This is a genomic window from Bradyrhizobium diversitatis (assembly GCF_016031635.1).
GTDB classification, from domain to species: Bacteria; Pseudomonadota; Alphaproteobacteria; order Rhizobiales; family Xanthobacteraceae; genus Bradyrhizobium; species Bradyrhizobium diversitatis.
Map to the genome: position 1 here is coordinate 392464 of NZ_JACEGD010000011.1, position 20979 is coordinate 413442.

Annotated in this window: 21 protein-coding genes; 5 read left to right on the forward strand and 16 right to left on the reverse strand. The window is 64.4% G+C overall.

Annotated features, from left to right (window positions below):
- From gltX to H1B27_RS13940, 3 genes are all read left to right on the forward strand, one after another.
- A complete protein-coding gene (gltX, locus tag H1B27_RS13930) occupies nucleotides 1-1428 on the forward strand; it encodes a glutamate--tRNA ligase (protein WP_197966432.1) in 1428 nt (475 codons plus the stop codon).
- 144 nt (nucleotides 1429-1572) lie between these two features.
- Entirely contained in the window at nucleotides 1573-2877 is a 1305-nt protein-coding gene (gene gltA / locus H1B27_RS13935) for a citrate synthase (protein WP_124158115.1), read from the forward strand.
- A 202-nt stretch (nucleotides 2878-3079) separates the two neighbouring features.
- Entirely contained in the window at nucleotides 3080-3397 is a 318-nt protein-coding gene (locus H1B27_RS13940) for a hypothetical protein (protein WP_197966433.1), read from the forward strand.
- A 126-nt stretch (nucleotides 3398-3523) separates the two neighbouring features.
- Here the strand turns inward: H1B27_RS13940 and H1B27_RS40085 are convergent, their stop codons facing one another.
- From H1B27_RS40085 to H1B27_RS13950, 3 genes are all read right to left on the reverse strand, one after another.
- A complete protein-coding gene (locus H1B27_RS40085; protein ID WP_246515393.1) occupies nucleotides 3524-3679 on the reverse strand; it encodes a hypothetical protein in 156 nt (51 codons plus the stop codon).
- Nucleotides 3680-4288: 609 nt separating this feature from the next.
- On the reverse strand, nucleotides 4289-4639 hold the full coding sequence (locus H1B27_RS41200; RefSeq protein WP_246515395.1) for a twin-arginine translocation signal domain-containing protein: 351 nt from the start codon (nucleotides 4637-4639) through the stop codon (nucleotides 4289-4291).
- A gap of 254 nt (nucleotides 4640-4893) precedes the next feature.
- Nucleotides 4894-5871, reverse strand: a complete 978-nt coding sequence (locus tag H1B27_RS13950; protein ID WP_197966434.1) for an ABC transporter substrate-binding protein — start codon at nucleotides 5869-5871, stop codon at nucleotides 4894-4896.
- A gap of 246 nt (nucleotides 5872-6117) precedes the next feature.
- Between H1B27_RS13950 and H1B27_RS13955 the strand changes: the two genes are divergently transcribed.
- Entirely contained in the window at nucleotides 6118-6621 is a 504-nt protein-coding gene (locus H1B27_RS13955) for a methyltransferase family protein (protein ID WP_061879507.1), read from the forward strand.
- A 138-nt stretch (nucleotides 6622-6759) separates the two neighbouring features.
- Here the strand turns inward: H1B27_RS13955 and lpxB are convergent, their stop codons facing one another.
- From lpxB to lpxA, 3 genes are read right to left on the reverse strand one after another with little or no spacing between them, the layout of a single operon-like run.
- On the reverse strand, nucleotides 6760-7944 hold the full coding sequence (gene lpxB, locus H1B27_RS13960; RefSeq protein WP_197966435.1) for a lipid-A-disaccharide synthase: 1185 nt from the start codon (nucleotides 7942-7944) through the stop codon (nucleotides 6760-6762).
- On the reverse strand, nucleotides 7941-8798 hold the full coding sequence (locus H1B27_RS13965; RefSeq protein ID WP_197966436.1) for an LpxI family protein: 858 nt from the start codon (nucleotides 8796-8798) through the stop codon (nucleotides 7941-7943). Before H1B27_RS13965 ends, lpxB begins: the two co-directional genes overlap by 4 nt.
- A 19-nt stretch (nucleotides 8799-8817) precedes the next feature.
- Nucleotides 8818-9609 carry an acyl-ACP--UDP-N-acetylglucosamine O-acyltransferase gene (gene lpxA, locus H1B27_RS13970; RefSeq protein ID WP_197966437.1) on the reverse strand — a complete coding sequence of 264 codons (792 nt, stop codon included), beginning with the start codon at nucleotides 9607-9609 and terminating at the stop codon, nucleotides 8818-8820.
- Nucleotides 9610-9785: 176 nt separating this feature from the next.
- Here lpxA and H1B27_RS13975 point away from each other — a divergent pair, with 176 nt between their 5' ends.
- A complete protein-coding gene (locus H1B27_RS13975; protein ID WP_197966438.1) occupies nucleotides 9786-10106 on the forward strand; it encodes a KTSC domain-containing protein in 321 nt (106 codons plus the stop codon).
- A 25-nt stretch (nucleotides 10107-10131) separates the two neighbouring features.
- Here H1B27_RS13975 and fabZ read toward each other — a convergent pair whose 3' ends face one another.
- The 10 genes from fabZ to tsf all read right to left on the reverse strand — a co-directional run bounded on the left by fabZ (nucleotide 10132) and on the right by tsf (nucleotide 20953).
- Nucleotides 10132-10593, reverse strand: a complete 462-nt coding sequence (gene fabZ / locus H1B27_RS13980) for a 3-hydroxyacyl-ACP dehydratase FabZ (RefSeq protein WP_024341283.1) — start codon at nucleotides 10591-10593, stop codon at nucleotides 10132-10134.
- A complete protein-coding gene (gene lpxD, locus H1B27_RS13985; protein ID WP_061879511.1) occupies nucleotides 10590-11657 on the reverse strand; it encodes a UDP-3-O-(3-hydroxymyristoyl)glucosamine N-acyltransferase in 1068 nt (355 codons plus the stop codon). The genes fabZ and lpxD overlap by 4 nt, the downstream gene beginning before the upstream one ends.
- Before the next feature lie 125 nt (nucleotides 11658-11782).
- The gene (bamA, locus tag H1B27_RS13990) at nucleotides 11783-14323 is read right to left on the reverse strand and encodes an outer membrane protein assembly factor BamA (protein ID WP_197966439.1); all 2541 of its coding nucleotides are present in this window, start codon (nucleotides 14321-14323) and stop codon (nucleotides 11783-11785) included.
- Nucleotides 14324-14499: 176 nt separating this feature from the next.
- Nucleotides 14500-15651 (reverse strand): RIP metalloprotease RseP, encoded by a 1152-nt coding sequence (gene rseP / locus H1B27_RS13995; RefSeq protein WP_061879513.1) that lies wholly within the window; start codon nucleotides 15649-15651, stop codon nucleotides 14500-14502.
- 44 nt (nucleotides 15652-15695) lie between these two features.
- Nucleotides 15696-16919, reverse strand: coding sequence for a 1-deoxy-D-xylulose-5-phosphate reductoisomerase (gene dxr / locus H1B27_RS14000; protein WP_124158107.1), 1224 nt, complete (start codon nucleotides 16917-16919; stop codon nucleotides 15696-15698).
- Between the two features lie 4 nt (nucleotides 16920-16923).
- Nucleotides 16924-17766 carry a phosphatidate cytidylyltransferase gene (locus H1B27_RS14005; protein ID WP_197966440.1) on the reverse strand — a complete coding sequence of 281 codons (843 nt, stop codon included), beginning with the start codon at nucleotides 17764-17766 and terminating at the stop codon, nucleotides 16924-16926.
- Nucleotides 17763-18521, reverse strand: coding sequence for an isoprenyl transferase (locus tag H1B27_RS14010; protein ID WP_061879516.1), 759 nt, complete (start codon nucleotides 18519-18521; stop codon nucleotides 17763-17765). The genes H1B27_RS14005 and H1B27_RS14010 overlap by 4 nt, the downstream gene beginning before the upstream one ends.
- A gap of 100 nt (nucleotides 18522-18621) precedes the next feature.
- Nucleotides 18622-19185 carry a ribosome recycling factor gene (gene frr / locus H1B27_RS14015; RefSeq protein ID WP_061879517.1) on the reverse strand — a complete coding sequence of 188 codons (564 nt, stop codon included), beginning with the start codon at nucleotides 19183-19185 and terminating at the stop codon, nucleotides 18622-18624.
- Nucleotides 19186-19252: 67 nt separating this feature from the next.
- Nucleotides 19253-19969, reverse strand: a complete 717-nt coding sequence (gene pyrH / locus H1B27_RS14020) for a UMP kinase (RefSeq protein ID WP_061879549.1) — start codon at nucleotides 19967-19969, stop codon at nucleotides 19253-19255.
- A 60-nt stretch (nucleotides 19970-20029) separates the two neighbouring features.
- Entirely contained in the window at nucleotides 20030-20953 is a 924-nt protein-coding gene (gene tsf / locus H1B27_RS14025; protein WP_061879518.1) for a translation elongation factor Ts, read from the reverse strand.
- Nucleotides 20954-20979 lie beyond the last annotated feature (26 nt).

Sequence of the window (20979 nt, forward strand, 5' to 3'; positions counted from 1 at the left end):
ATGACCGCTTCCGTCGTCACCCGCTTCGCTCCCTCGCCGACCGGCTTCCTCCATATCGGGGGGGCCCGCACGGCGCTGTTCAACTGGCTCTATGCGAAGAAGCACGGCGGCAAGATGCTGCTCCGGATCGAGGACACCGACCGGGAGCGCTCCACCGAGGCCGCCATCGCCGCCATCCTCGACGGCCTGAAATGGCTGGAGCTCGGCTGGGACGGCGAGGTCATCTACCAGTTCGCCCGCGCCGCCCGCCACCGCGAGGTCGCCGAGCAGCTGCTGGCCGACGGCAAGGCCTACCGCTGCTACGCCACGGCCGAGGAGCTCGCCGCCATGCGCGAGAAGGCGCGCGCCGAAGGGCGCACCCGCCTCTATGACGGCATGTGGCGCGACCGCGATCCCGCGACGGCCCCCGCAGACGTGAAGCCCACCATCCGCCTGCGCGCGCCACAGACCGGCGAAACCGTGATCGAGGACCAGGTCCAGGGACGCGTGGTCTGGCAGAACGAGAACCTCGACGATCTCGTCCTGCTGCGCGGCGATGGCAACCCGACCTACATGCTCGCCGTGGTGGTCGACGACCACGACATGGGCGTCACTCATGTGATCCGCGGCGACGACCACCTCATCAACGCCGCGCGCCAGAAGCAGATCTACGATGCGATGGGCTGGGCGCTCCCGAGCATGTCCCACATCCCGCTGATCCATGGCCCGGACGGCTCGAAACTGTCCAAGCGCCATGGCGCGCTCGGCGTCGATGCCTACCGCGCCATGGGATACCTGCCGGCTGCGCTGCGCAACTACCTCGTCCGGCTCGGCTGGAGCCATGGCGACCAGGAGATTTTCTCGACCGAGGAGATGATCGCGGCATTCGACCTCGCCAGCGTCGGCCGCGCCGCCGCCCGCTTCGATTTCGCCAAGCTGGAAAACCTCAACGGTCACTACATCCGCCATGCCGATGATCAAGCACTCGTGAAGATGTTCGAGGATGTGCTCGACCACATCGTGCCGAGCCGTGACGAGATCAAGGCCAAGCTGAACGACACCACGCGCGCGCAGCTTCTGAAGGCCATGCCGGCCCTCAAGGAGCGCGCCAAGACGTTGATCGAGCTGATCGACGGCGCCCATTTCATCTTCGCCGACCGGCCGCTGGCGCTCGATCCCAAAGCGCTGGCGCTGCTGACACAAGAGAACCGCAAGCTGATCGGCCAGCTTCATTCCGCGCTGGAGAAAGTCGAGACCTGGAGCGGCGCCGCGACGGAGGCGGCGCTCCGCGCCTTTGCCGAGGAAAACAGTCTCAAGCTCGGCGCGGTTGCCCAGCCGCTCAGGGCGGCGCTCACCGGGCGGACGACGTCGCCTGGTATATTTGAGGTTTTGGACGTGCTGGGACGCCAGGAGAGCCTTGGCCGGCTCAAGGACCAGTCTACGACGTAAGTCGATCATGCGTGCGGCGATCTTGCAGCGCACACAGCAATAATATACCCATCTCCCCGTACATTCTGGAACTTCCGGCCTGCCCCCATGATCTTCCCAGGGGCCTCCGGCTCCGGCCCGTTTCACCACACATCGGGGACTACGATGGACGCAAAACCAAGCAACAAGACCGCCACGCTGACGGTAGGAAACAAGAACTACGAGCTTCCGATCCTCAGCGGCAGCGTCGGGCCCGATGTCGTCGATATCGGTAAGCTCTACGGCCAGTCCGGCCTGTTCACCTACGATCCGGGGTTCACGTCGACCGCGAGCTGCCAGTCCAAGATCACCTATATCGACGGCGACGCGGGCGTGCTGGAATACCGCGGCTACCCGATCGAGCAGCTCGCCGAGCACGGCGACTTCCTGGAGACCTGCTATCTCCTGCTCTACGGGAACCTCCCGACCGCCTCGCAGAAGAAGGATTTCGACCACCGCGTGACCCATCACACGATGGTGCACGAGCAGATGGCCCGCTTCTTCCAGGGCTTCCGCCGCGATGCCCATCCGATGGCGATCATGGTTGCGGCCGTCGGCGCGCTCGCCGCGTTCTATCACGACAGCACCGACATCAACGATCCGAAGCAGCGCATGATCGCGTCCATGCGCATGATCGCCAAGATCCCGACGCTGGCGGCGATGGCCTACAAGTACACCGTCGGCCAGCCCTTCATCTATCCGAAGAACTCGCTGGGCTTTGCCGAGAACTTCCTGAACATGTGCTTCGCGGTGCCTTGCGAGGATTACAAGGTGAGCCCCGTGCTCGCCGACGCGCTCGAGAAGATCTTCATCCTGCACGCCGACCACGAGCAGAATGCCTCGACCTCGACCGTGCGCATCGCCGGCTCCTCCGGCGCCAACCCGTTCGCCTGCATCGCGGCGGGCATCGCCTGTCTCTGGGGCCCGGCGCATGGCGGCGCCAACGAAGCCGCGCTCAACATGCTCTACGACATCGGCACGGTCGACAAGATCCCCGAGTTCATCGCCAAGGTGAAGGACAAGAACTCCGAAGTCCGCCTGATGGGCTTCGGTCACCGCGTCTACAAGAACTACGATCCGCGCGCCAAGATCATGCAGAAGATGTGTCACGCCGTGCTCAAGGAGACCGGCCATGGCGACGATCCGATGCTGAAGGTGGCGATGGAGCTCGAGAAGATCGCGCTCAGCGACCAGTACTTCATCGATCGCAAGCTCTACCCGAACGTCGACTTCTATTCGGGCATCACGCTGAAGGCGATGGGCTTCCCGGTCTCGATGTTCACCGTGCTGTTCGCGGTCGCCCGCACCGTCGGCTGGATCAGCCAGTGGAGCGAGATGATCGAGGACCCGCAGCAGAAGATCGGTCGTCCCCGCCAGCTCTACACCGGCGTCACCAAGCGCGATTACGTGCCGATCGGCGATCGCAAGTAAGCTCGGCCGTCACGGCTTTCGAAACGGCGCCATCTCACGATGGCGCCGCTTTCGTTTGCCCAACCTGTACCCTTGTGAGGTTCGTGACGGCCTTTCAGTGTAGATTGGCCGTCCGGGCCGATCCGCCGGGCAGCGATCGGAGCTTAGGAAACCTCGGGACGTTCGCGCGTTTAGGGGCTGGAGCAAGCCGTGGAGAAGAAGCATGCGAACAGCAATTCTCGCGTTGATTGTAGTTGCCGCAAGCGCAATTACCTTCCAAGCATCGGCCCAACAGCAAAAGGCCGCACCCAGTGAGCAAACCAAGGAGGAGATGAACCGCGACGTGGACCAAGGGCTCAAGCCTGGTCAGCCCAACGAGCAGATGCAGCGTGATGCGGACAAAGGGATCAAGACCCGCAACTCCGGAGAGTCCGGATACGTGGCCGATCAGGACAAGCCGGCCGCTTCTGCGCATCCTCCGGGCCGACCGGGACGTGAGCAGACCACGGGTTCGGGTGGTCAGACCAGCGCCCCGAAGTAGACCAGCCGGCGTCCATTCAGTGGTCTGGCAGGCGATGCGCCGGGCGTTCGCCTGCAGGCCGTCGGGTATGAACGCTTCCGCTCAGGTGAACCGGCGCCTCCCGGCGGCAATGCCGCCCGTCTACCGTCAGATCGTCACGCGGCTGCCGTCGAAACGCGTGAAGGAGAAGCCGTCGAACGGCTCGCGAAGGGTAGCGCGCTCGTCCCGCAACATGCAGATCGCCACTTCCTCACCGATCGCCATCGAGGCGGCGGCGTCGGACCGCCAGTGGATGCCGCCCAATTCCGTCCGAAACCGAAATTCACGGCAAGCTTGTTCAACTCGCCGCCCACCGTGAGTGGCGGGCCGTCATAGGGCGCGAGCCTCGTCGGGTCGGCCGGATCGGGCTGGACCGGGTTGGCGATGACGCGGCTCTCATCGAAGAATGCCTTCAATATGGTAGCCGTGACCGCCCCAACGCTCGTGGTCCCGCCGGAATACGTGGAGTGGAAGGACGCGCCCTCCGGATAGGTCTGCGACAACAGATAAGTGCCATGTTTGGCTTTGCTGCGAGCGAGGACGTCCGATTGCAGGAAATCATCATGCAGCGGGTAGTCGCTCACGCCATTGACGAGACGATGGTGCGCCAGAGCGCCATAGGCTTCCGGTCGCACAGCCCGGTGTACGAAATACTTCTGCCAATAAGACGCGCGGACAGAGTTACTGATCCCCGTGGCGAGCAGGGTCTGAATGTGGGGCAAGCCGAAGGTGCCGCCGCCGCGGCCCTGGGTTTTCGATTTCCGATACGGGTTCGAGGGGGACGATACCGGGTGCCGCCGAGCGGGATCTTCTCGAAATCGGCGAGATCGCCCGACTGGCAGGCGGTATAGAGAGCCTGCCAAGCCTCTGGTGTCACTTCGCCGCGTTTGTCGTGCGGCAGGCCACGTGAATCGGAACCGATCTTGTTTCTGTAGCGCGCCTCGTCGCCATTCGTCGGGTGGGGTGCGATGGGAATTTTTTCGTTATTGCTCGCACGGACCCCGCGGACTTCGAAGGCGCGGTGTCTGAACGCCTCATCGAGCGGTCGGGCATCCGCGCGCACAGGCTGCGCCAGCCGGGGCGCACCCGGGCATACTCGGTCGCAAGCACGGCGGCGCCAACCGCAATGCCGGTCCTGCCAAGCAGCGAGCGGCGAGTGATCGCAGTCGTTAGGCCCGGCGACGCCGGGCAGGGTTCAGTCGGAATGGTGGAATGGTCAGCCATGGAGGCCCCTCCCTCGCGGGAAAGTTTCGGCACGATTGCGCCGGAGCCGTCCGATTACTTGCATGCTGCAGTTGAAATCATTTCAGCAGGAGGAGGCCGAGGAGATTGACTCAGAGCAATGGTAAGTCGAGCAGACCAATTGTGCAGCGGCGGGACCACCGCCCGCCGTGTTTGCACAACGCATGTGTCCATCAAAGCGGTGACATCGACTTTGGGTCACAGGACGGACTCATGCACCGCCGCAATTATCGTCGCTATTCGATCACCTCGTCGGCGCGGGCGAGCAGCGTTATTGGAATATCGAGACCGAGCGCCTTAGCGGTCTTGAGGTTGATATTCAGGGTCACGTCTGTCGTCTGCTGCACGGGAAGCTCCGCCGGACGCGCCCCTTTGAGAATACGATCAACATAGGCTGCGGCGCGTTGCCATAGTTTGAAAAGGTTGGCCGAGTACGACATCAGTCCTCCTCTCTGAGCCGAATCGCGGAATGGATAGATCGCCGGCAAGCGCCGCTCTGCGGTGAGCGCGATCAGTTGCGGGACGAGGGGTATCAGCGATGGATCGTCGGTGACGACAAGGCCGTCGAGGCCGCTCTCTGCCAGAGAGGCGAAGCTGTTCTCGATTTCCGCCAGCCGCACCGAGAGGACTGTCAACTCGAGACCGAGCCCAGGTGCTGCTTTTTGCATGAGTTCGACTTGGTTGGCAGTCGTCGGATTGTCAGGATTCCACAACACGGCGATACGATGCGCTTTCGGTGCCGCCTCCTTCAGAAGCTCCAGCCACTTGACGCCGTAATCGCCGGAGAGCTGCGAGAGTCCGGTGATGTTGCCGCCTGGCCGGGCAAGGCTTGCCACAAGACCGGCCCTGACGGGATCTCCGCTCATGCAGACGATCGGCACTGTGGATGTTGCTCGTTGCGCGGCCTGCGAAGTGGGTGTGCCTGGAGTCACGAGAACATCGACGTCAAGAGTGAGCAGTTCAGCGATCAGCGCAGGAACGCGCTCCGGCTTTCCGTCGGCGTAGCGTTCTTCGAGCAGCAGGTTGCGCCCCACGACATATCCCAGGTCCGCAAGTCCCTGACGGAATCCGGTCTGGTAGTATACATCAGTCCCGCGAACGCCGCTCCAGACGTAGCCGACCCGTGGCACCATTGGTTGCTGCGCGTGGCCTGCGAGCGGCAAGGCGGCTACCACCGCAGCGCCGAGAAGCGTGATAAAATCGCGGCGTTTCATTCAGTCACCTCGCGGGCGCGCTACCGCTACAGTATGGCGCGAAACTCGGAATTTTGAATGGTTTGAGCGGCGAAATAACCGTCACTCGGAGACGGGTCACGAGCGTCGCCCTCTGCAACACTCGGACCTGCATAAACTTCCGCTGTGCCCCGTTCGCGACCGAGGTCTTGTGGCGGCGCGTTCGCCGTGGCGCTATGATGCAACGGTTCAATTTTGCCGACCGCCTTGCCACAGGACGGGAATGCCATGCCGAAAACGATGGCGGTATTGGGCTCTGCTCTGTTCTTCGTCGTCGCGCCCTTGGTGCTGGCGGGGTTCGTCCCATGGTGGATCACACATTGGGAGTTCCGGCCGGCTTTTTTCGGCTTTGAACTGACCCGCGCCATCGGACTTATGCTGATCATTGCCGGAGTGCCCGGAGTTGTGGATTCGTTCGCGCGGTTTGCACTGCTGGGGCTGGGCACGCCAGCCCCGATCGCGCCGACACAAAGGCTGGTGGTCACCGGTCTCTATCGCTACGTGCGAAATCCGATTTACGTCGGAGTCTCCGCTGTCATTTTTGGTCAAGCACTTTTATTCGGCGATTGGCGCCTCCTCTGGTATGCCGCGCTGCTCTGGCTCTTTTTCCACGTCTTCGTGTTGGTGTATGAAGAGCCAACGCTCAAGCAGACGTTTGGTGCGCAGTACGAGGACCTTCGGGCCAACGTCCCGCGCTGGGTTCCACGGCTGACCCCATGGCGAGTCCCGTAACGCGAGCCTCATGACAACGGGCACCGCGTTCGCTGAGGCCACTGTCGGAAGCCCCATGTCGGCTTGGACCACAAGCGGATCGCGGCCAAGCCGAGTGACTTCCGCCTGGCCGTCGCAAGCATACGTCTATGAGACACCCTAGCTCGTTCGCCTGCCCTTGCCCATCGTCGCGAGCACGATGTCGGCGGCGAGCGCGCTCGGCGACTTGTTGCCGGTCGACATGATCTCATCGAGCCGAGCGAAGGCCTCGACCTGCTGCCGGCGCAGCGGAGACTCCGTCAGCACGTCCCGAAGCGCAGGTGCCAGTTTCTCCGGCGTGCAGTCCTCTTGCAAATATTCGGGAATGACATCCTTGCCGATCACGAGATTGGCCAGGATCACCGAGGAGACTCGGATCGCGCGGCGCAGGATGAAGGCCTCGATCGCGCCGACGCGATAGGCCGTCACCATCGGAATGCCTGACAGCGCGAGCTCGAGCGTCACCGTGCCGGACTTGGCCAGCGCGGCGTGGGCCAAGCGGAAAGCAGCACGCTTCTCGTTCTCGCCGATCACGATCTCCGGCTTGACCGGCCAGTTCGCGACGCCCTCGCGGATGGTGGCTTCAAGATGCGGCATGGTCGGCAGCATCAGCTCGAACGTGCGCCCCTCCGTCTGCAACCGGCCGAGCGCCGCACCGAACACGTCGAGGTGATGGCGGATCTCGCTGCGGCGGCTGCCGGGCAGCACCAGCAGCACCGGCGGCGCGCCGTCGCGGCGCTCCTGCTCCTCTGCGTTCGGCCGCAGCGAGGACAATTGCTCGATCAGGGGATGACCGACATAACTGCAGGGCGGTCCGCCGAGCTTGCGGTATTCCTCCGGCTCGAACGGCAGCAGGCCGAGCACATGGTCGACATAGCCGAGCATGGTCCGTGCGCGGCCCGGCCGCCACGCCCAAAGCTGCGGCGAGACGTAATCGACGATCGGGATTCCAGGACTGCGCGAACGCACGCGCCGGGCGACGCGATGGGTAAAGTCGGGGCTGTCGATGATGACGAGGACGTCGGGCAAGGCCTCGGCCACGGCGTCAGCGGTCTTTCGGATCAGCCGCAGGATCTTCGGCAATTGCTGCACCACCGCGGCAAAGCCGACGATCGACAGCTCCTCGATCGGAAACAAGGATTCGAGCCCCTCGCGCGCCATGGTTCGGCCGCCGACGCCGACGAACTGCACGCCGTCGCCGAGGCGCTGGCGCAGCACCTTCATCAAGGCGCTGCCGAGCCGGTCGCCGGATTCTTCCGTGGCGATCAGGAAGATCTTGCGCATGGGATCGCGCCCCTGCATCACGCGGGCAGGCCGATGATGAAGAGATATTTTGCGTCGGCAAGCGCGATCATCGCTTGCGGCTCCGCGGCGATGGTGTTGCCGGCGATGACGGCGATGCCCGCAAGGCCGGCGGCCGCGACGCCCTCGATCGTGCGCGGGCCGATCGTCGGCAGGTCGAAGCGCAGATCCTGGCCGCTCTTCGGCGCCTTCACCAGCACGCCGCGTCCCGTGGCGGCGCGAATGCGGCCCTCCTCACGCAGCCGCGCGACGCGGGCGAGCAGCGCGTCGGTGCCCTCGATGTCCTCGACCGCCACGACATGGCCGTCGATCACCACCGCGGCCTGGCCGATGTCGAACGGACCGAGCGCGGTCAGCACCGCTCGCCCGCGCTCGATATCGGCCTTGCTGGCGTCGCTGGGCCAGGCGCGACTGATGCAGCCCTCGGGCATCAGCAGATCCGGCGCGACGTCCTTGATGCCGACCATGCGAAAGCCATCCTGCTCGAGGAGGCGGCCGACACCGGACAACAGATGATCGTCGCCGCCGCGAAAGGCGCGGATGACGTTTCCGAGCAGGCGGAGCGTCTTGACGTCGAAACGGATCTCCGACAGCGACGGGCGCACCAGCGTGCCGATGAAGATCAGGTCGCGGCAGCCCTCCTCGCGAAACAGCCGCATCGCGCGGCCGAGCTGGCCGACCGAGATCCAGCGATGGCGGAATTTCTCCACCCGCACGGGATCGCAGGCCCCGCGCAGCGGAAACAGCACCGGCGTAATGCCGTGCGCGGCGAGCGACTCGGCGACCGCGAACGGCATGGCGCCGCCACCGGCGACGATGCCGACCGGTGACGAAACCTGCGAAGCCGCCGATGTCATGTCCGCGGCCATCCCGAACTCACTTCGCGATGGCGGGAAGACAGAGCGGGCGCTTGCCCTTGCCGATAAAGTCGAGGATTACGGCGATCGCGGGGTCTTCGCCGGCGAGCGGACGCGTCGCCTCCAGACGCTCTGCGAACGTGCCGGGCCCGTGGAAGAGCTTCTGGTAGAACGCGCGCACGGTCGCGAGCCGCTGCTTGGTGAACTTGCGACGCTTCATGCCGATCAGGTTGAGGCCTTCGAGTACGGCATACTGGCCGTTGACGAGCCCATAGGGGATGACGTCGTCGCGCACACCGCAGACACCACCGACCATGACATAGGAGCCGATGCGGGTGAACTGGTGCACCGCAGACAGGCCGCCGATATAAACGGCGTCGCCGATCTCGCAATGCCCGCCGAGCGTTGCTGACGTCGCGAAGATCACGTTGTCGCCGACCATGCAGTCATGGCCGACATGGCTGTTGTTCATGAAGTAGCCGCCGCTGCCGACGCGCGTCAGTCCGCCGCCCTTGATGGTGCCGACATTCATCGTCGCACCTTCCCGGATGGTGCAGCCAGAACCGATCTCGAGCCGGGTCGGCTCACCCTTGTAGCTGAGATCCTGCGGGGCGCCGCCGAGCACTGCGAACGGCGAGATCACGCAGCCATCGCCGAGCGAAGTGTGGCCAATGACGGTGACTTGTCCGATCAACCTGCAATTCGCGCCGATCACGACGTTCGGGCCGATGATGCAATAGGGTCCGATCTCGGTGCCCTCGCCGATCACGGCGCCGTCCGCGATCCGTGCGGTGGGATCAATCTTGCTCATCAAGCCAATCTTACTCGTCAAGAAGGTCTGGTTATATGTTGAAGTCGCTTGGTTTTCCGGTGGTTAGCGCGACTTTGCCCGATCTGTCCAGTGACGTATCATCTCGGCGTATTTCAAGTGCCGGATGAAGCGGTCCGGCCGGATCATCAACACGTTCATGCGGAGCTTCAACTATCGTGGTCAGGGCTCTGGTCCTTCTTGCGCAGCTCGCGGGTACATCGATCGTGTCCGAGACAGTCGAGACCGGTGAACGCCGGCTCATCGATCTCGGCACGTTCGAGTGCCGCGACATCACGAGGAGCACGGTGCTTCAGCGGGTCTGTTACGATCGCGCGCGGCAGGATCTCGTCGTCGCAGCTGACGGCGCCTATGACCGCTATTGCGGCGTGACGGCCGACACGGTCGAACGCCTCCTGGGCGCGCCGTCCATGGGCCAGTTCTTCAACCAGAATATCAGGAGCGGGACGGCCGGCAGCCGCTACGATTGTCCCGCCTGAAGTGCCTGCGGGAGCGCTTGGCCGCTCAGTCCGTCAGCATGGCGCCGACGTCGGCCTCCGCGACGACCTGCCCGTTGACCTTGGCGTCGCCGTGAAACCACCACATGGCCTTGCGGCGCCCGAGCGAGCGCATGTGATATTCGATGGTGTCGCCGGGCAGCACCGGCTTGCGGAACTTGCACTTGTCGATGGTGAGGAAATACACCGCCCGCGGCTTCTCGGTGCCCTCGACCGACTTGATGCCGATCACGCCCGCGGTCTGCGCCATCGCCTCGATCATCATGACACCGGGGTAGACCGGGCGCTCGGGGAAATGCCCCTGGAACGCCGGCTCGTTGAAGGTGACGTTCTTGATGCCGATGCCGCTGTAATCGGCGCGGATGTTGATCACGCGGTCGATGAGCAGCATCGGAAAACGGTGCGGCAGGGTCTGGAGGATCGCGTTGATATCCACCAGCTCGAACTTAACAGGTGATTCCGCCGTCATTCCCGTCCCTCGTCCTTCGGATCGGCCTTGCTGTCGCGTACCAGGCGCTCCACCGCGATGATCTCCTTGAACCATTGCTTGGTCGGCTTGGCGAAATGCCCGCCCCAGCGGCCGCCCGGCGGAATGTCGTCCTTGACCGCGCTCATGGCGGTGACCTGAGCCCCGTCGCCGATCTTGAGGTGATTGTTGATGCCAACCTTCGCTCCGAGCGCCACGTTGTCGCCGATGGTCAGGCTGCCTGCGAGGCCGATCTGTGCCGCCAGCAGGCAGTGCCGGCCGATCGTCACATTGTGGCCGATCTGGACCTGGTTGTCGATTTTGGTCCCCTCGCCGATCACGGTGTCCCGCAAGGACCCGCGGTCGATCGTCGTGTTGGCGCCGACCTCGACGTCGTTCTGGATCAGCACCCGTCCGGTCTGCGGCACCTTCAGATGGCCCTCGGGGCCGAAGAAGATGAAGCCGTAGCCGTCCTGGCCAATCGAGCAGCCGGGATGGATCAGCACGTTGTTGCCGATCAGGGCGCACTGGATCGCCGTACGGGCGCCGACATTGCAGTCCCGGCCGATCTTGACGCCGGGGCCGATCACCGCTCCGACGCCGATCACGGTGCCGCTGCCGATCTCGGCGTCCGGGCCGATCACGGCCAGGGGATCGACGATCACGCCGTCCTCGAGCCGGGCCGAAGGATCGATGATCGCCGAGGGCGCGATACCGTCATTGCCGACCCAGGATTGCGGCCGCAGCGCGTCGCCGTGCCATTCCCGCGCGATCCTGACGAAGGCGCGGAACGGCTGCGCCACCCGCAGCACGGCCACATGTGCGGGCACCTCCGCCTCGAAACGCTGGCTGACCAGACATGCGCCCGCCCTGGTTGCCCTGAGCTGATCGGCATATTTGAGGTTGTCGAAGAATGCCAGATGCATCGGGCCGGCTTCGTCGAGCGACGCCAGGCCCGTAATGACATGGCCGCCCCTTTCGGGGTCGACCAGCTGCGCCTTGGTCAGCGTGGCGATATCGGCCAGCGCTTTGGCAGGCGGCTTTGTGAAGAAGATCGGCTGCGCCATTCCACCCCGTCGCGGTCCGGCTTCGGCATGAAGCGGTCTGGCCGCATCATGCCTCATGTCTTGGATTGGCACGATCCCTTTCGGAAACCGGCTCCAGTGATCCGGATCGTGCCGTGCTGATCGAACTAGAACGTGGTGCCGCCGCCGAACCGGAACTCCTGCGTGCGGTCATACTTGCCCTTGGTAAGCGGCACGGCGTAGTCGAAGCGCAGCGGGCCGAATGGCGACTGCCAGATCAGGCCGACACCGACCGACGTGCGGACCACCCTGCTGTCGTCAAACACGAGGCCGGTGCAGGTGCCCGCTGATGACGGATTGATGGTCGACGGGATACAGCCGGGCGCATTGACCTCGTTGGTCGTGGTCCAGCTCGTTGGCCCTTGGTAATCAAAGAGGCCGCCGGCATCGGCATAAACCGCACCCTTCAGACCCACTTCCTTGGGCAGGAACCAGAACGGCATCTGCAGTTCGAGCGAAGCGCCCCAGTACTTGGTGCCGCCGAGCGCGTCCTGGGTACCGAACGGATTCAGGTCGCGCGGGCCGATACCGTTCGGAGCAAAGCCGCGGACGAGGTTCGGGCCCATCTGGAAGTGGTCGAGCATGCGCAGGTCGCTGCCCACCTTGGTCAGAATACCGCCCTGGAGACGGACGATGCCGACGATGTCCGACACCAGCGGAGTGTAATACTTTCCGTCCGCCACGGTCTTCAGATAGGAGACGTCGCCGCCAACGCCGGCGAAATCCTGCCGGAAGTCGATGAGCAGACCGTCGGTGGGGTTCTTGTTGTTGTCCAGCGTGTTGTACGTGAGCGTGTAGCCGAGCGCCGAGGTCAGGGTCTTGCCGTTGGCAAGCTCCTTGCGCACCGGCAGCGAGGCTTCGCCATCGTTGTAGCAGCCGAGGCCGTTCGTCGACGCAAGGCTGATACCGTTGGCATTGGCAAAGGCCGGGCTCGGGTTGAACAACGGATTCGCGCTGCCATCAGGCAGGAACTGCACGTTGTTACAGTTCGCCAGGTAGCTCGGCAGCGTGATTTCCTGCTGGTAGATCGAGTAGCGCAGCTGGAGCGCCAGATCTTCACGCAGGGAGAAGCCGAGGCGCGGCGAGAAGCCGAGCGTCTTGGTCCCGTAGGAGATGTAGCTGTTGGCCAGTTGCTGGCGCTGATAGAGGTCGAGGCCGAGCGCAACGCGGTAGTCGAGCAGGTACGGTTCGACGAACGACAGCGAGTAGCCGCGGGCGTACTGGCCATAGGTCACCGACGCCTTGGCGAACAGGCCGCGGCCGAGCAGATTGCGCTCGGAGACCGACACTTCGGCCAGCGCGCCGTCGGTGGTGGAGTAGCCGCCCGAGATCGAGAAGTCGCCGGTCGATTTCTCTTCCATGTCGACGATCAGGATGACGCGGTCGCTCGACGAGCCCGGCTCGGTCGTGATCTTCACGCTCTTGAAATAGTCGAGGTTCTTCAGGCGCCGCTCGGCACGGTCGACCAGCGCGCGGTTGTAGGCATCGCCTTCCGAGATGTCGAACTCGCGGCGGATCACGTAGTCGCGCGTGCGGGTGTTGCCGCGCAGGTTGATGCGCTCGATATAGGTGCGCGGGCCCTCGTCGATGTTGAAGACGACGGACACGGTGTGCGCTTCGAAGTTGCGATCGCCGCCGGGCCGGACCACGGCGAAGGCATAGCCGCGGCGCGAGGCCTCGATCTGCATCTCCTCGACCGACTTCTCGACCGATTCGACGTTGTAGAGCGAGCCGACATTGACGCGCGAATAGGCGCGCATCGAGGTTGGATCGAAGTTCGGAATGCTCGAGCGGAAGTTGACCGCGCCGACGCGGTACTGCGCGCCTTCCTCGATCTTGAAGGTGACGTTGAAGCCCTTCTTCTCCGGATCGTATTCGGTGAGCGCGGCCACGACCTGGACATCGGCAAAGCCGTTCTTGAGGTAGAAGCGGCGGATCAGGTCGCGGTCGGCCTCGACGCGGTCGGGATCGTAGATGTCACCGCTGGCGAGAAAGCTCAGCAGGTTCGATTCGCGCGTCTTGATGACGTCCCTGAGGCGGTAGGACGAGAACGCGTTGTTGCCGACGAACTCGATCGACTTGACGCCGGTCTTGGCGCCCTCCTCGATCGTGAAGATCAAGTCGACGCGATTGTTCGGCTGCTCGATGACCTCGGGCGTGACGCGCACGTCGTAGCGGCCGGAGCGGCGATAGATTTCGGCGATTCGCAGCGTGTCGGACTGCACCATGGCGCGGGAGAAGGTGCCGCGCGCCTTGGACTGGACTTCGGCGGAGAGCTGCTCGTCCTTGATCTTCTTGTTGCCCTCGAAAGCGAGGCGCCCGATCACCGGATTTTCCACCACGGAGACGATGATCTGGCCGCCGGCACCGCGGTTGATCCTGACGTCCTGGAACAGGCCGGTCTCGATCAGCGCCTTGAGGCCGTCGTCGATGGCAGCCTGATCCAGGCGGCCGCCCGGACCCGGCTTGAAATAGGAGCGGATCGTCTCCACCTCGACCCGGCGATTTCCCTCGACGGAGATCGACTGGACGGTCTGAGCGAATGCAGACGAAGACACGAAAACAGCCCCAACCGGGGCAACCACCGGCGCGCCGAACATGATCAGGGTTGCGAGCAAGCCCCCCCGGAGTCGCAGTCCAAACTTCATCGCGCAACGCGCCCTTATCATTCCCTGCCAGACCCAACCCCAACGCCGGTCTGGAGATTCCCCAAGTTCAGGCCGCTTGTAGCCAATTTCGCCGACGGCGCAAACGGCCGAAAGCGCCGTGATTTCAATTTCATTCCAAGACGTTGCTGAACAGCAACGCCACAAAAAAGCCTCTATCAGGAAGCGGCCATCCGCAGGATGTCGTTGTAGGTCGCAAACACCATCAACATCAGGACCAAACCCAGCCCGATTCGGAACCCCATCTCCTGGGTTCGCTCGGACAAGGGCCGGCCACGGACCACCTCGGCCGCATAGAACATCAGGTGGCCACCATCGAGCAGCGGGATCGGGAACAGGTTCAAAAGACCGATCGAGACCGACAGCACCGCGCAGAGATTGATCACGAACTGGAACCCGGCGCTGGCCGCCTGCCCCGACATCTTCGCGATTCCCAGGACGCCGCTGACCTCGTTCGGATTACCCTGTCCGACGAACAGCGAGCCCAGGAACTTGAAGGTGCTGGTGATGATGAACCAGACCTGCTCGACCCCGATCTTGAGCGCTTCACCGACGCCGACCGGCGCGGTCGAGGCCTCTCCGGCCTGCGACTTGTGCTCGATACCGAGCACGCCGAGACGATGGCTGTTGCCGAACGGATCCTTGCGCTCCAGCAGCGCCGGGGTCGCGGTCAGGGAGACGATGGCGCCGTCGCGCTTCACCTGGAACGCAAGCGCCGAACCAGCGTTCATCGCAACGATTCGCTGCATGTCGGCAAAGCTTTCGATCGGCTTGCCGTCGATCTGGATGACGACGTCCCCGACCTTGAAGCCGGCCGCAGCCGCCGCGCCATCGGCGACGACGCCGTCGACACGCGCGATCGTGCTCGGCTTGCCGTAATAAAGGGCCATGCCGGCGAAGATCAGCGCGCCCAGGATGAAATTCGCGATCGGTCCGGCCGCGACGATGGCCGCGCGCGGGCCGACCTTCTTGTGATGGAAGCTGCCGGCGCGCTCCTCGGCCGTCATCGCCGCGAGCGTCTGTGACGACGGTGTCGAGGCCTCGCTCTCGTCGCCGAAGAACTTGACGTAGCCGCCGAGCGGGATCGCCGAGATCTTCCAGCGGGTGCCATGCCGGTCGTTGAAACCGACCAGCTCAGGCCCGAACCCGAGCGAGAAGGTCAGCACGCGAACACCCGCCCAGCGCGCGACCAGGAAATGGCCAAGCTCGTGGAAGAACACGACGATGGTCAGGACGAACAGGAAGGGAATTGCGTAACCGAGGAGCCCATGGCTCAACGTATTGAAACTATGGACGAAAAAGTCGATCATCGATTTCCCTCACCCAGCGCCGCAAGGCCCTGGCACCGAACCAACTAGGATGCCTTTAAGGCAATTTGAGGCAATAGGGCGGCAGCCCTATTTCGCGCAACATGGTCAACGGAAATTGCATCGTCGGCGGACGTCAGGGGCGCCTGGTTCCCACCCTTGATCCAATCGTCAAGGGTCGCCTCGACCAGCCGGGCAATCGCGCCGAACCGGATCTTGCCGGCGATGAAGGCGGCGACCGCGACCTCGTTGGCGGCGTTGTAGACGGTGGTCGCCCCCTTCCCGGTCCGGAGCGAATCGTAGGCCAGCCGCAGTCCGGGGAAGCGCTCGAAGTCCGGCGCTTCGAAGGTCAGCTGACCGATCTTGGCGAGGTCCAGCTTCGCCGCCGGCCCCTTGATGCGATCGGGCCAGCCGAGGCAATGCGCGATCGGGGTGCGCATGTCGGGCGCGCCGAGCTGCGCCACGACGGAGCAGTCGGAGAACTCGACCATGCCGTGAATGATCGACTGCGGATGAACGAGGACGTCGATCTCGTCGGGCGCGAGCGCGAACAGATAGGATGCCTCGATCACTTCGAGCCCCTTGTTCATCATCGAGGCGGAATCGATCGTGATCTTCTGGCCCATGCTCCAGTTCGGATGCTTCAGCGCCTGCTCGAGCGTGGCCTGCTCGATGTCGGCGGGCTTCCAGGTCCGGAACGGACCTCCCGAGGCCGTGATGATGACGCGGACGAGCTCGTCGCGATTGCCTGAGCTCAGCGCCTGGAACAGCGCATTGTGCTCGGAATCGGCCGGCAGAATGCAGGCGCCCGCCTTTGCCGCGCGCTGCATGAAGAAATCGCCGGCGCAGACCAGACATTCCTTGTTGGCGAGCGCGACATGGGCACCGCGATCGACCGCCGCCAGCGCCGGCTTCAATCCCGCCGCGCCGCTCACGGCCGCCATCACCCAGTCGGCCGGACGCGCGCCGGCCTCGATCACCGCGCTCTCGCCGGCGCCGCATTCGGTACCGGTACCCGCCAGCGCGGCCTTGAGCTCGGCAAGCTTGGAGGTATCGGCGATCGCGACGTAGCGCGCGGAGAACTCCCTGGCGAGCTTGGCCAGCGCCGCGACATTGCCGTTCGCCGTCAACGCCTCGACACGATAGCGCTCGGGCGAGGCGCGCAGCAGGTCCATCGTGCTGTCGCCGATCGAGCCGGTGGCGCCGAGAACCGTGACGCTGCGGACGTCGGACGCCGCAAGCCTGTTGTTACGCAATGGGACCGCGCTCATATCCTCACCAAACCACAAGACCGCTTCCGGCGCTATGCACACCGTGGCGGAGAAAGCCGATAATCCATGCCGCCAGGATGGCGGCGACGAAACCGTCCAGGCGGTCCATAAGCCCGCCATGGCCGGGAATTAACTGACTGGAATCCTTGACCCCGAAGCGCCGCTTCACTGCGGATTCGAAGAGATCGCCGAGTTGCGATACCACCGACAGGACAGCGCCGACGAGTAGCAGTGGAACCACCTTTCCGATGCCGCAGGCGGCAAATCCGGCCGCAACCGCAAGGCTCGCCGCAAAGCCGCCGAGCGCTCCGGACCAGGTCTTTTTCGGGCTCACGCGCGGCCACAGCTTCGGCCCGCCGATGCTGCGGCCGGCAAAATAGCCGCCGATGTCGGTCGCCCACACCACGAGCAGCACGAACATCAGCGCGGCGAAACCGTTGACGAGATCCTGCCGCAAAAGGATCGACGCCAGCAGCGCCGCCGACGCATAGGCAAACCCGGTCGCCGCCCAGACGAACTTCCTCCACGCAATCAGCGTCACGATCGCGCCGCCGATGAAGCCGCTGATGACGGCCGTCTTGAGGGCGCCGAAGGCCGTGCAGAATCCCACGATGGCAATGACGATCGTCCCCGCGCCCGTCAGCGCGACCGAGCTCGCGCCCACCACCATCAGCCATTCGGCGAACAGTCCGATCGAGACCAGGGTGACGAGAAGGGCCCAGAGCCAGCCGCCGGCATAGGCGAGTGCAATCGCGAGCGGCGCCAGCACCAACCCTGCGAGGACTCGCAGCACGAGATTGCTCTGGGCAGGCTGAGAGCCCGCCGGTGCGGCGTCCGGTTCGCTCACGAGGCGGTTTTCGCGACCAGGCCGCCGAAACGGCGTTCGCGCCTGGCAAATTCGGCAATCGCGCTTTCCAGCGCCGCCTTGTCGAAGTCGGGCCAGTGGATCGGCACGAACACGAGCTCGCTATAGGCGGCCTGCCACATCAGGAAGTTGGACAGGCGCTGCTCCCCACTGGTGCGGATGATGAGATCGGGATCGGGAATGTCGGGCGCATCGAGATGCGCCCCGAGCGTCTCGGCGTCGATCGTGGCCGGATCCCGCTTGCCCTCCGCGACCTCGCGGGCGAGCTTCTGCGCCGCCTTCGCGATCTCCTGCCGCGAGCCGTAATTGAAGGCGACGACGAGCGTCAGGCGCGTGTTGTCGCGTGTCAGCTCCTCGGCCTCGTTGAGGAGCCCGCAGATGTCGCTATCGAGCCCCTCGCGTTCGCCGATGATGCGTACCTTGACGCCATCGCGATGCAGGCTCGCCAGATCGTTGCGGATGAAGCGCCGCAGCAGGCCGAACAGGTCGCCGATCTCGCTCGCCGGGCGCGACCAGTTCTCCGACGAGAACGAGAAGATGGTGAGATAGCGAATGCCGAGCTCGTGCGAGGCGCGCACCACGCGGCGCAGCGCGTCCACACCGCGGCGATGCCCTTCCGCACGCGGCAGTCCGCGCGCGGCCGCCCAACGGCCGTTGCCATCCATGATGATGGCGACATGCGCAGGCGCCTCGGACCGGTCGGGCCCTTCCGTTGCTGGCGCGGCGGCGTTGGACATTATGGCGGCCTCAAAGCATGATCCGGAAAAGTGCGAAGCGGTTTTCCGAAAAGATCATGCGCAAACAATAACCTAAAGCGCGATGACCATTCATCGCGCTTTAGACGGTGAGGATTTCTTTTTCCTTGGCGGCCAGCAACTGGTCGATCTCGGCGATGGTACCGTCGGTCGCCTTCTGCACCTCGTCGGCGTGACGCTTCTGATCGTCCTCCGACATCTCGTGATTCTTCTCGAGCTTCTTGAGCACGTCGAGACCGTCGCGGCGGACATGGCGCGCGGCGACCTTGGCGGCTTCGGCGTATTTGTGCGCGACCTTCACCAGCTCCTTGCGCCGTTCCTCGTTGAGCTCAGGGATGCGCAGGCGCAGCACCTGGCCCTCGGTCGCGGGCGACAGGCCGAGATTGGAATCGACGATCGCCTTCTCCACCGCCTTGACCATCGACTTGTCCCAGACCTGCACCGAGATCAGCCGCGGCTCCGGCACGCTGACGGTGGCAAGCTGGTTCAGCGGCATGTGGCTGCCATAGGCCTCGACCTGAACCGGGTCGAGCATCGAGGCGGAGGCGCGGCCGGTGCGCAGGCCGCCGAGCTCGTGCTTGAGGGACTGGACGGCGCCCTGCATGCGGCGCTTCACTTCGTTGAGGTCGAAATTACCCGTGGGCATCACGTTTCTCCTTCAAAATCCCGGCGACCGCTCCGCGCCCTTCCCTCGGGGCCCGCAAGACGAGCCGTCAGCCGGCGACGATGGTTCCGTGGCCGACGCCACGCAGAATCGCGCCGATCGACCCCGGCTCCGCGATCGAGAATACGATGATAGGCAGCGATGTCTCGCGAGCAAGCGCGAAGGCGGTCGCATCCATCACCTTGTAGCCGCCCTCGATCGCCTGCGAGTGCGTCAGACGGTCGAATCGCGTGGCGGTCGGATCCGTCTTCGGGTCGGCGGAATAGACGCCGTCGACATTGGTCGCCTTCAGGACCGCCTGCGCCCCGATCTCGGCGGCACGCAGCACCGCGGTCGTGTCGGTGGTGAAGAACGGATTGCCCGTCCCGCCGCCAAGCAGCACGATCCGGCCCTCGGCCAGGTATTTGTGTGCCGCAGTGCGGGTAAACAGCTCGGAAATCTCTGGCATGACGAAGGCCGACAGCGTCCGCGCCGGCGTGCCCTTGCGCTCGATCGCCGCTTCCAGCGCGAGGCAGTTCATCATGGTGGCGAGCATGCCCATGGTGTCGCCGGTTGTGCGCGACACCCCGCGGGAGGAGACCTCCACGCCGCGGACCATGTTGCCGCCGCCGATCACGACCGCGACCTCGGTGCCGAGATGACGGGCCGCGATCAGATCGTCCACAACCCGGTCGACGGTCGGTTGATCGATGCCAAAGCCTTGCTGTCCCGCGAGATATTCGCCGGACAGCTTGATCACGACGCGACGATAGACCGGATCAGTCATGAGCACCTTCCTTGTCCGGCCGCCGCTTCCGGCGGCACGCCGGAAGGAACGTTCCAGCGCTTACTTCTTGCCGCTGGCCGCGGCGACCTCGGCCGCGAAATCGCTTTCCTGCTTCTCGATTCCCTCGCCGAGAGCATAGCGCACAAAGCCGGCGATCTTCACAGCGCCGCCGACCTTGCCCTCGGCCTCCTTCACCGCCTGCGCCACCGACTTGCCGGTGTCGTGGATGAAGGCCTGCTCGAGCAGGCAGACTTCCTTGTAGTAGGTCTTGAGGCCGGACTCGACGATCTTCTCGATCACGTTCTCGGGCTTGCCCTGCTGGCGATATTTGTCGGCGAGCACGTCCTTCTCGCGCTTGACGACCGCCGGATCGAGGCCGGACGGATCGAGCGCCAGCGGGTTGGCGGCGGCGACATGCATCGCGATCTGGCGGCCGAGCGCGGACAGCTCGTCGGCCTTGCCCGGCGATTCCAGCGCCACGATCACGCCCATCTTGCCGGCGCCGTCGATGACGGCCCCGTGGACATAGTGGGACACCACACCCTGGCTCACTTCGAGCTGGGCGGCGCGGCGCAGCGTCATGTTCTCGCCGATGGTGGCGATCGCATCATTGATTGCGGTTTCGATCGTGACGTCGCCGACCTTGGCGGCCTTGATCTTCTCGACGTCAGCGCCGGCATCGAACGCAACCTGGGCGATCATCTTGACGAGGCCCTGGAACTGGCCGTTGCGCGCGACGAAATCGGTCTCGGAATTGACCTCGACCACGACGCCCTTGGTGCCCTTGGTGAGCGCGCCGATCAGGCCCTCGGCCGCGACCCGGCCCGACTTCTTGGCAGCCTTGGACAGACCCTTCTTGCGAAGCCAGTCCTGCGCCGCTTCCATGTTGCCGTCGTTCTCGGTCAGCGCGGCCTTGCAGTCCATCATGCCTGCGCCGGTCGACTCGCGCAGATCCTTGACCATCGCCGCTGTGATCGTTGCCATCGTTGAAATCCTTTGTGCCTGCCGGT

Excerpts from the sequence above, each read along its gene's own strand:
- gltX (WP_197966432.1), top strand. The coding sequence starts at position 1 with ATGACCGCTTCCGTCGTCACCCGCTTCGCTCCCTCGCCGACCGGCTTC.
- gltA (WP_124158115.1), top strand. The coding sequence starts at position 1,573 with ATGGACGCAAAACCAAGCAACAAGACCGCCACGCTGACGGTAGGAAAC.
- H1B27_RS13940 (WP_197966433.1), top strand. The coding sequence starts at position 3,080 with ATGCGAACAGCAATTCTCGCGTTGATTGTAGTTGCCGCAAGCGCAATT.
- H1B27_RS41200 (WP_246515395.1), bottom strand. The coding sequence starts at position 4,639 with ATGGCTGACCATTCCACCATTCCGACTGAACCCTGCCCGGCGTCGCCG.
- H1B27_RS13950 (WP_197966434.1), bottom strand. The coding sequence starts at position 5,871 with ATGAAACGCCGCGATTTTATCACGCTTCTCGGCGCTGCGGTGGTAGCC.
- H1B27_RS13955 (WP_061879507.1), top strand. The coding sequence starts at position 6,118 with ATGCCGAAAACGATGGCGGTATTGGGCTCTGCTCTGTTCTTCGTCGTC.
- H1B27_RS13965 (WP_197966436.1), bottom strand. The coding sequence starts at position 8,798 with ATGACATCGGCGGCTTCGCAGGTTTCGTCACCGGTCGGCATCGTCGCC.
- lpxA (WP_197966437.1), bottom strand. The coding sequence starts at position 9,609 with ATGAGCAAGATTGATCCCACCGCACGGATCGCGGACGGCGCCGTGATC.
- fabZ (WP_024341283.1), bottom strand. The coding sequence starts at position 10,593 with ATGACGGCGGAATCACCTGTTAAGTTCGAGCTGGTGGATATCAACGCG.
- lpxD (WP_061879511.1), bottom strand. The coding sequence starts at position 11,657 with ATGGCGCAGCCGATCTTCTTCACAAAGCCGCCTGCCAAAGCGCTGGCC.
- bamA (WP_197966439.1), bottom strand. The coding sequence starts at position 14,323 with ATGAAGTTTGGACTGCGACTCCGGGGGGGCTTGCTCGCAACCCTGATC.
- rseP (WP_061879513.1), bottom strand. The coding sequence starts at position 15,651 with ATGATCGACTTTTTCGTCCATAGTTTCAATACGTTGAGCCATGGGCTC.
- dxr (WP_124158107.1), bottom strand. The coding sequence starts at position 16,919 with ATGAGCGCGGTCCCATTGCGTAACAACAGGCTTGCGGCGTCCGACGTC.
- H1B27_RS14010 (WP_061879516.1), bottom strand. The coding sequence starts at position 18,521 with ATGTCCAACGCCGCCGCGCCAGCAACGGAAGGGCCCGACCGGTCCGAG.
- frr (WP_061879517.1), bottom strand. The coding sequence starts at position 19,185 with ATGCCCACGGGTAATTTCGACCTCAACGAAGTGAAGCGCCGCATGCAG.
- pyrH (WP_061879549.1), bottom strand. The coding sequence starts at position 19,969 with ATGACTGATCCGGTCTATCGTCGCGTCGTGATCAAGCTGTCCGGCGAA.
- tsf (WP_061879518.1), bottom strand. The coding sequence starts at position 20,953 with ATGGCAACGATCACAGCGGCGATGGTCAAGGATCTGCGCGAGTCGACC.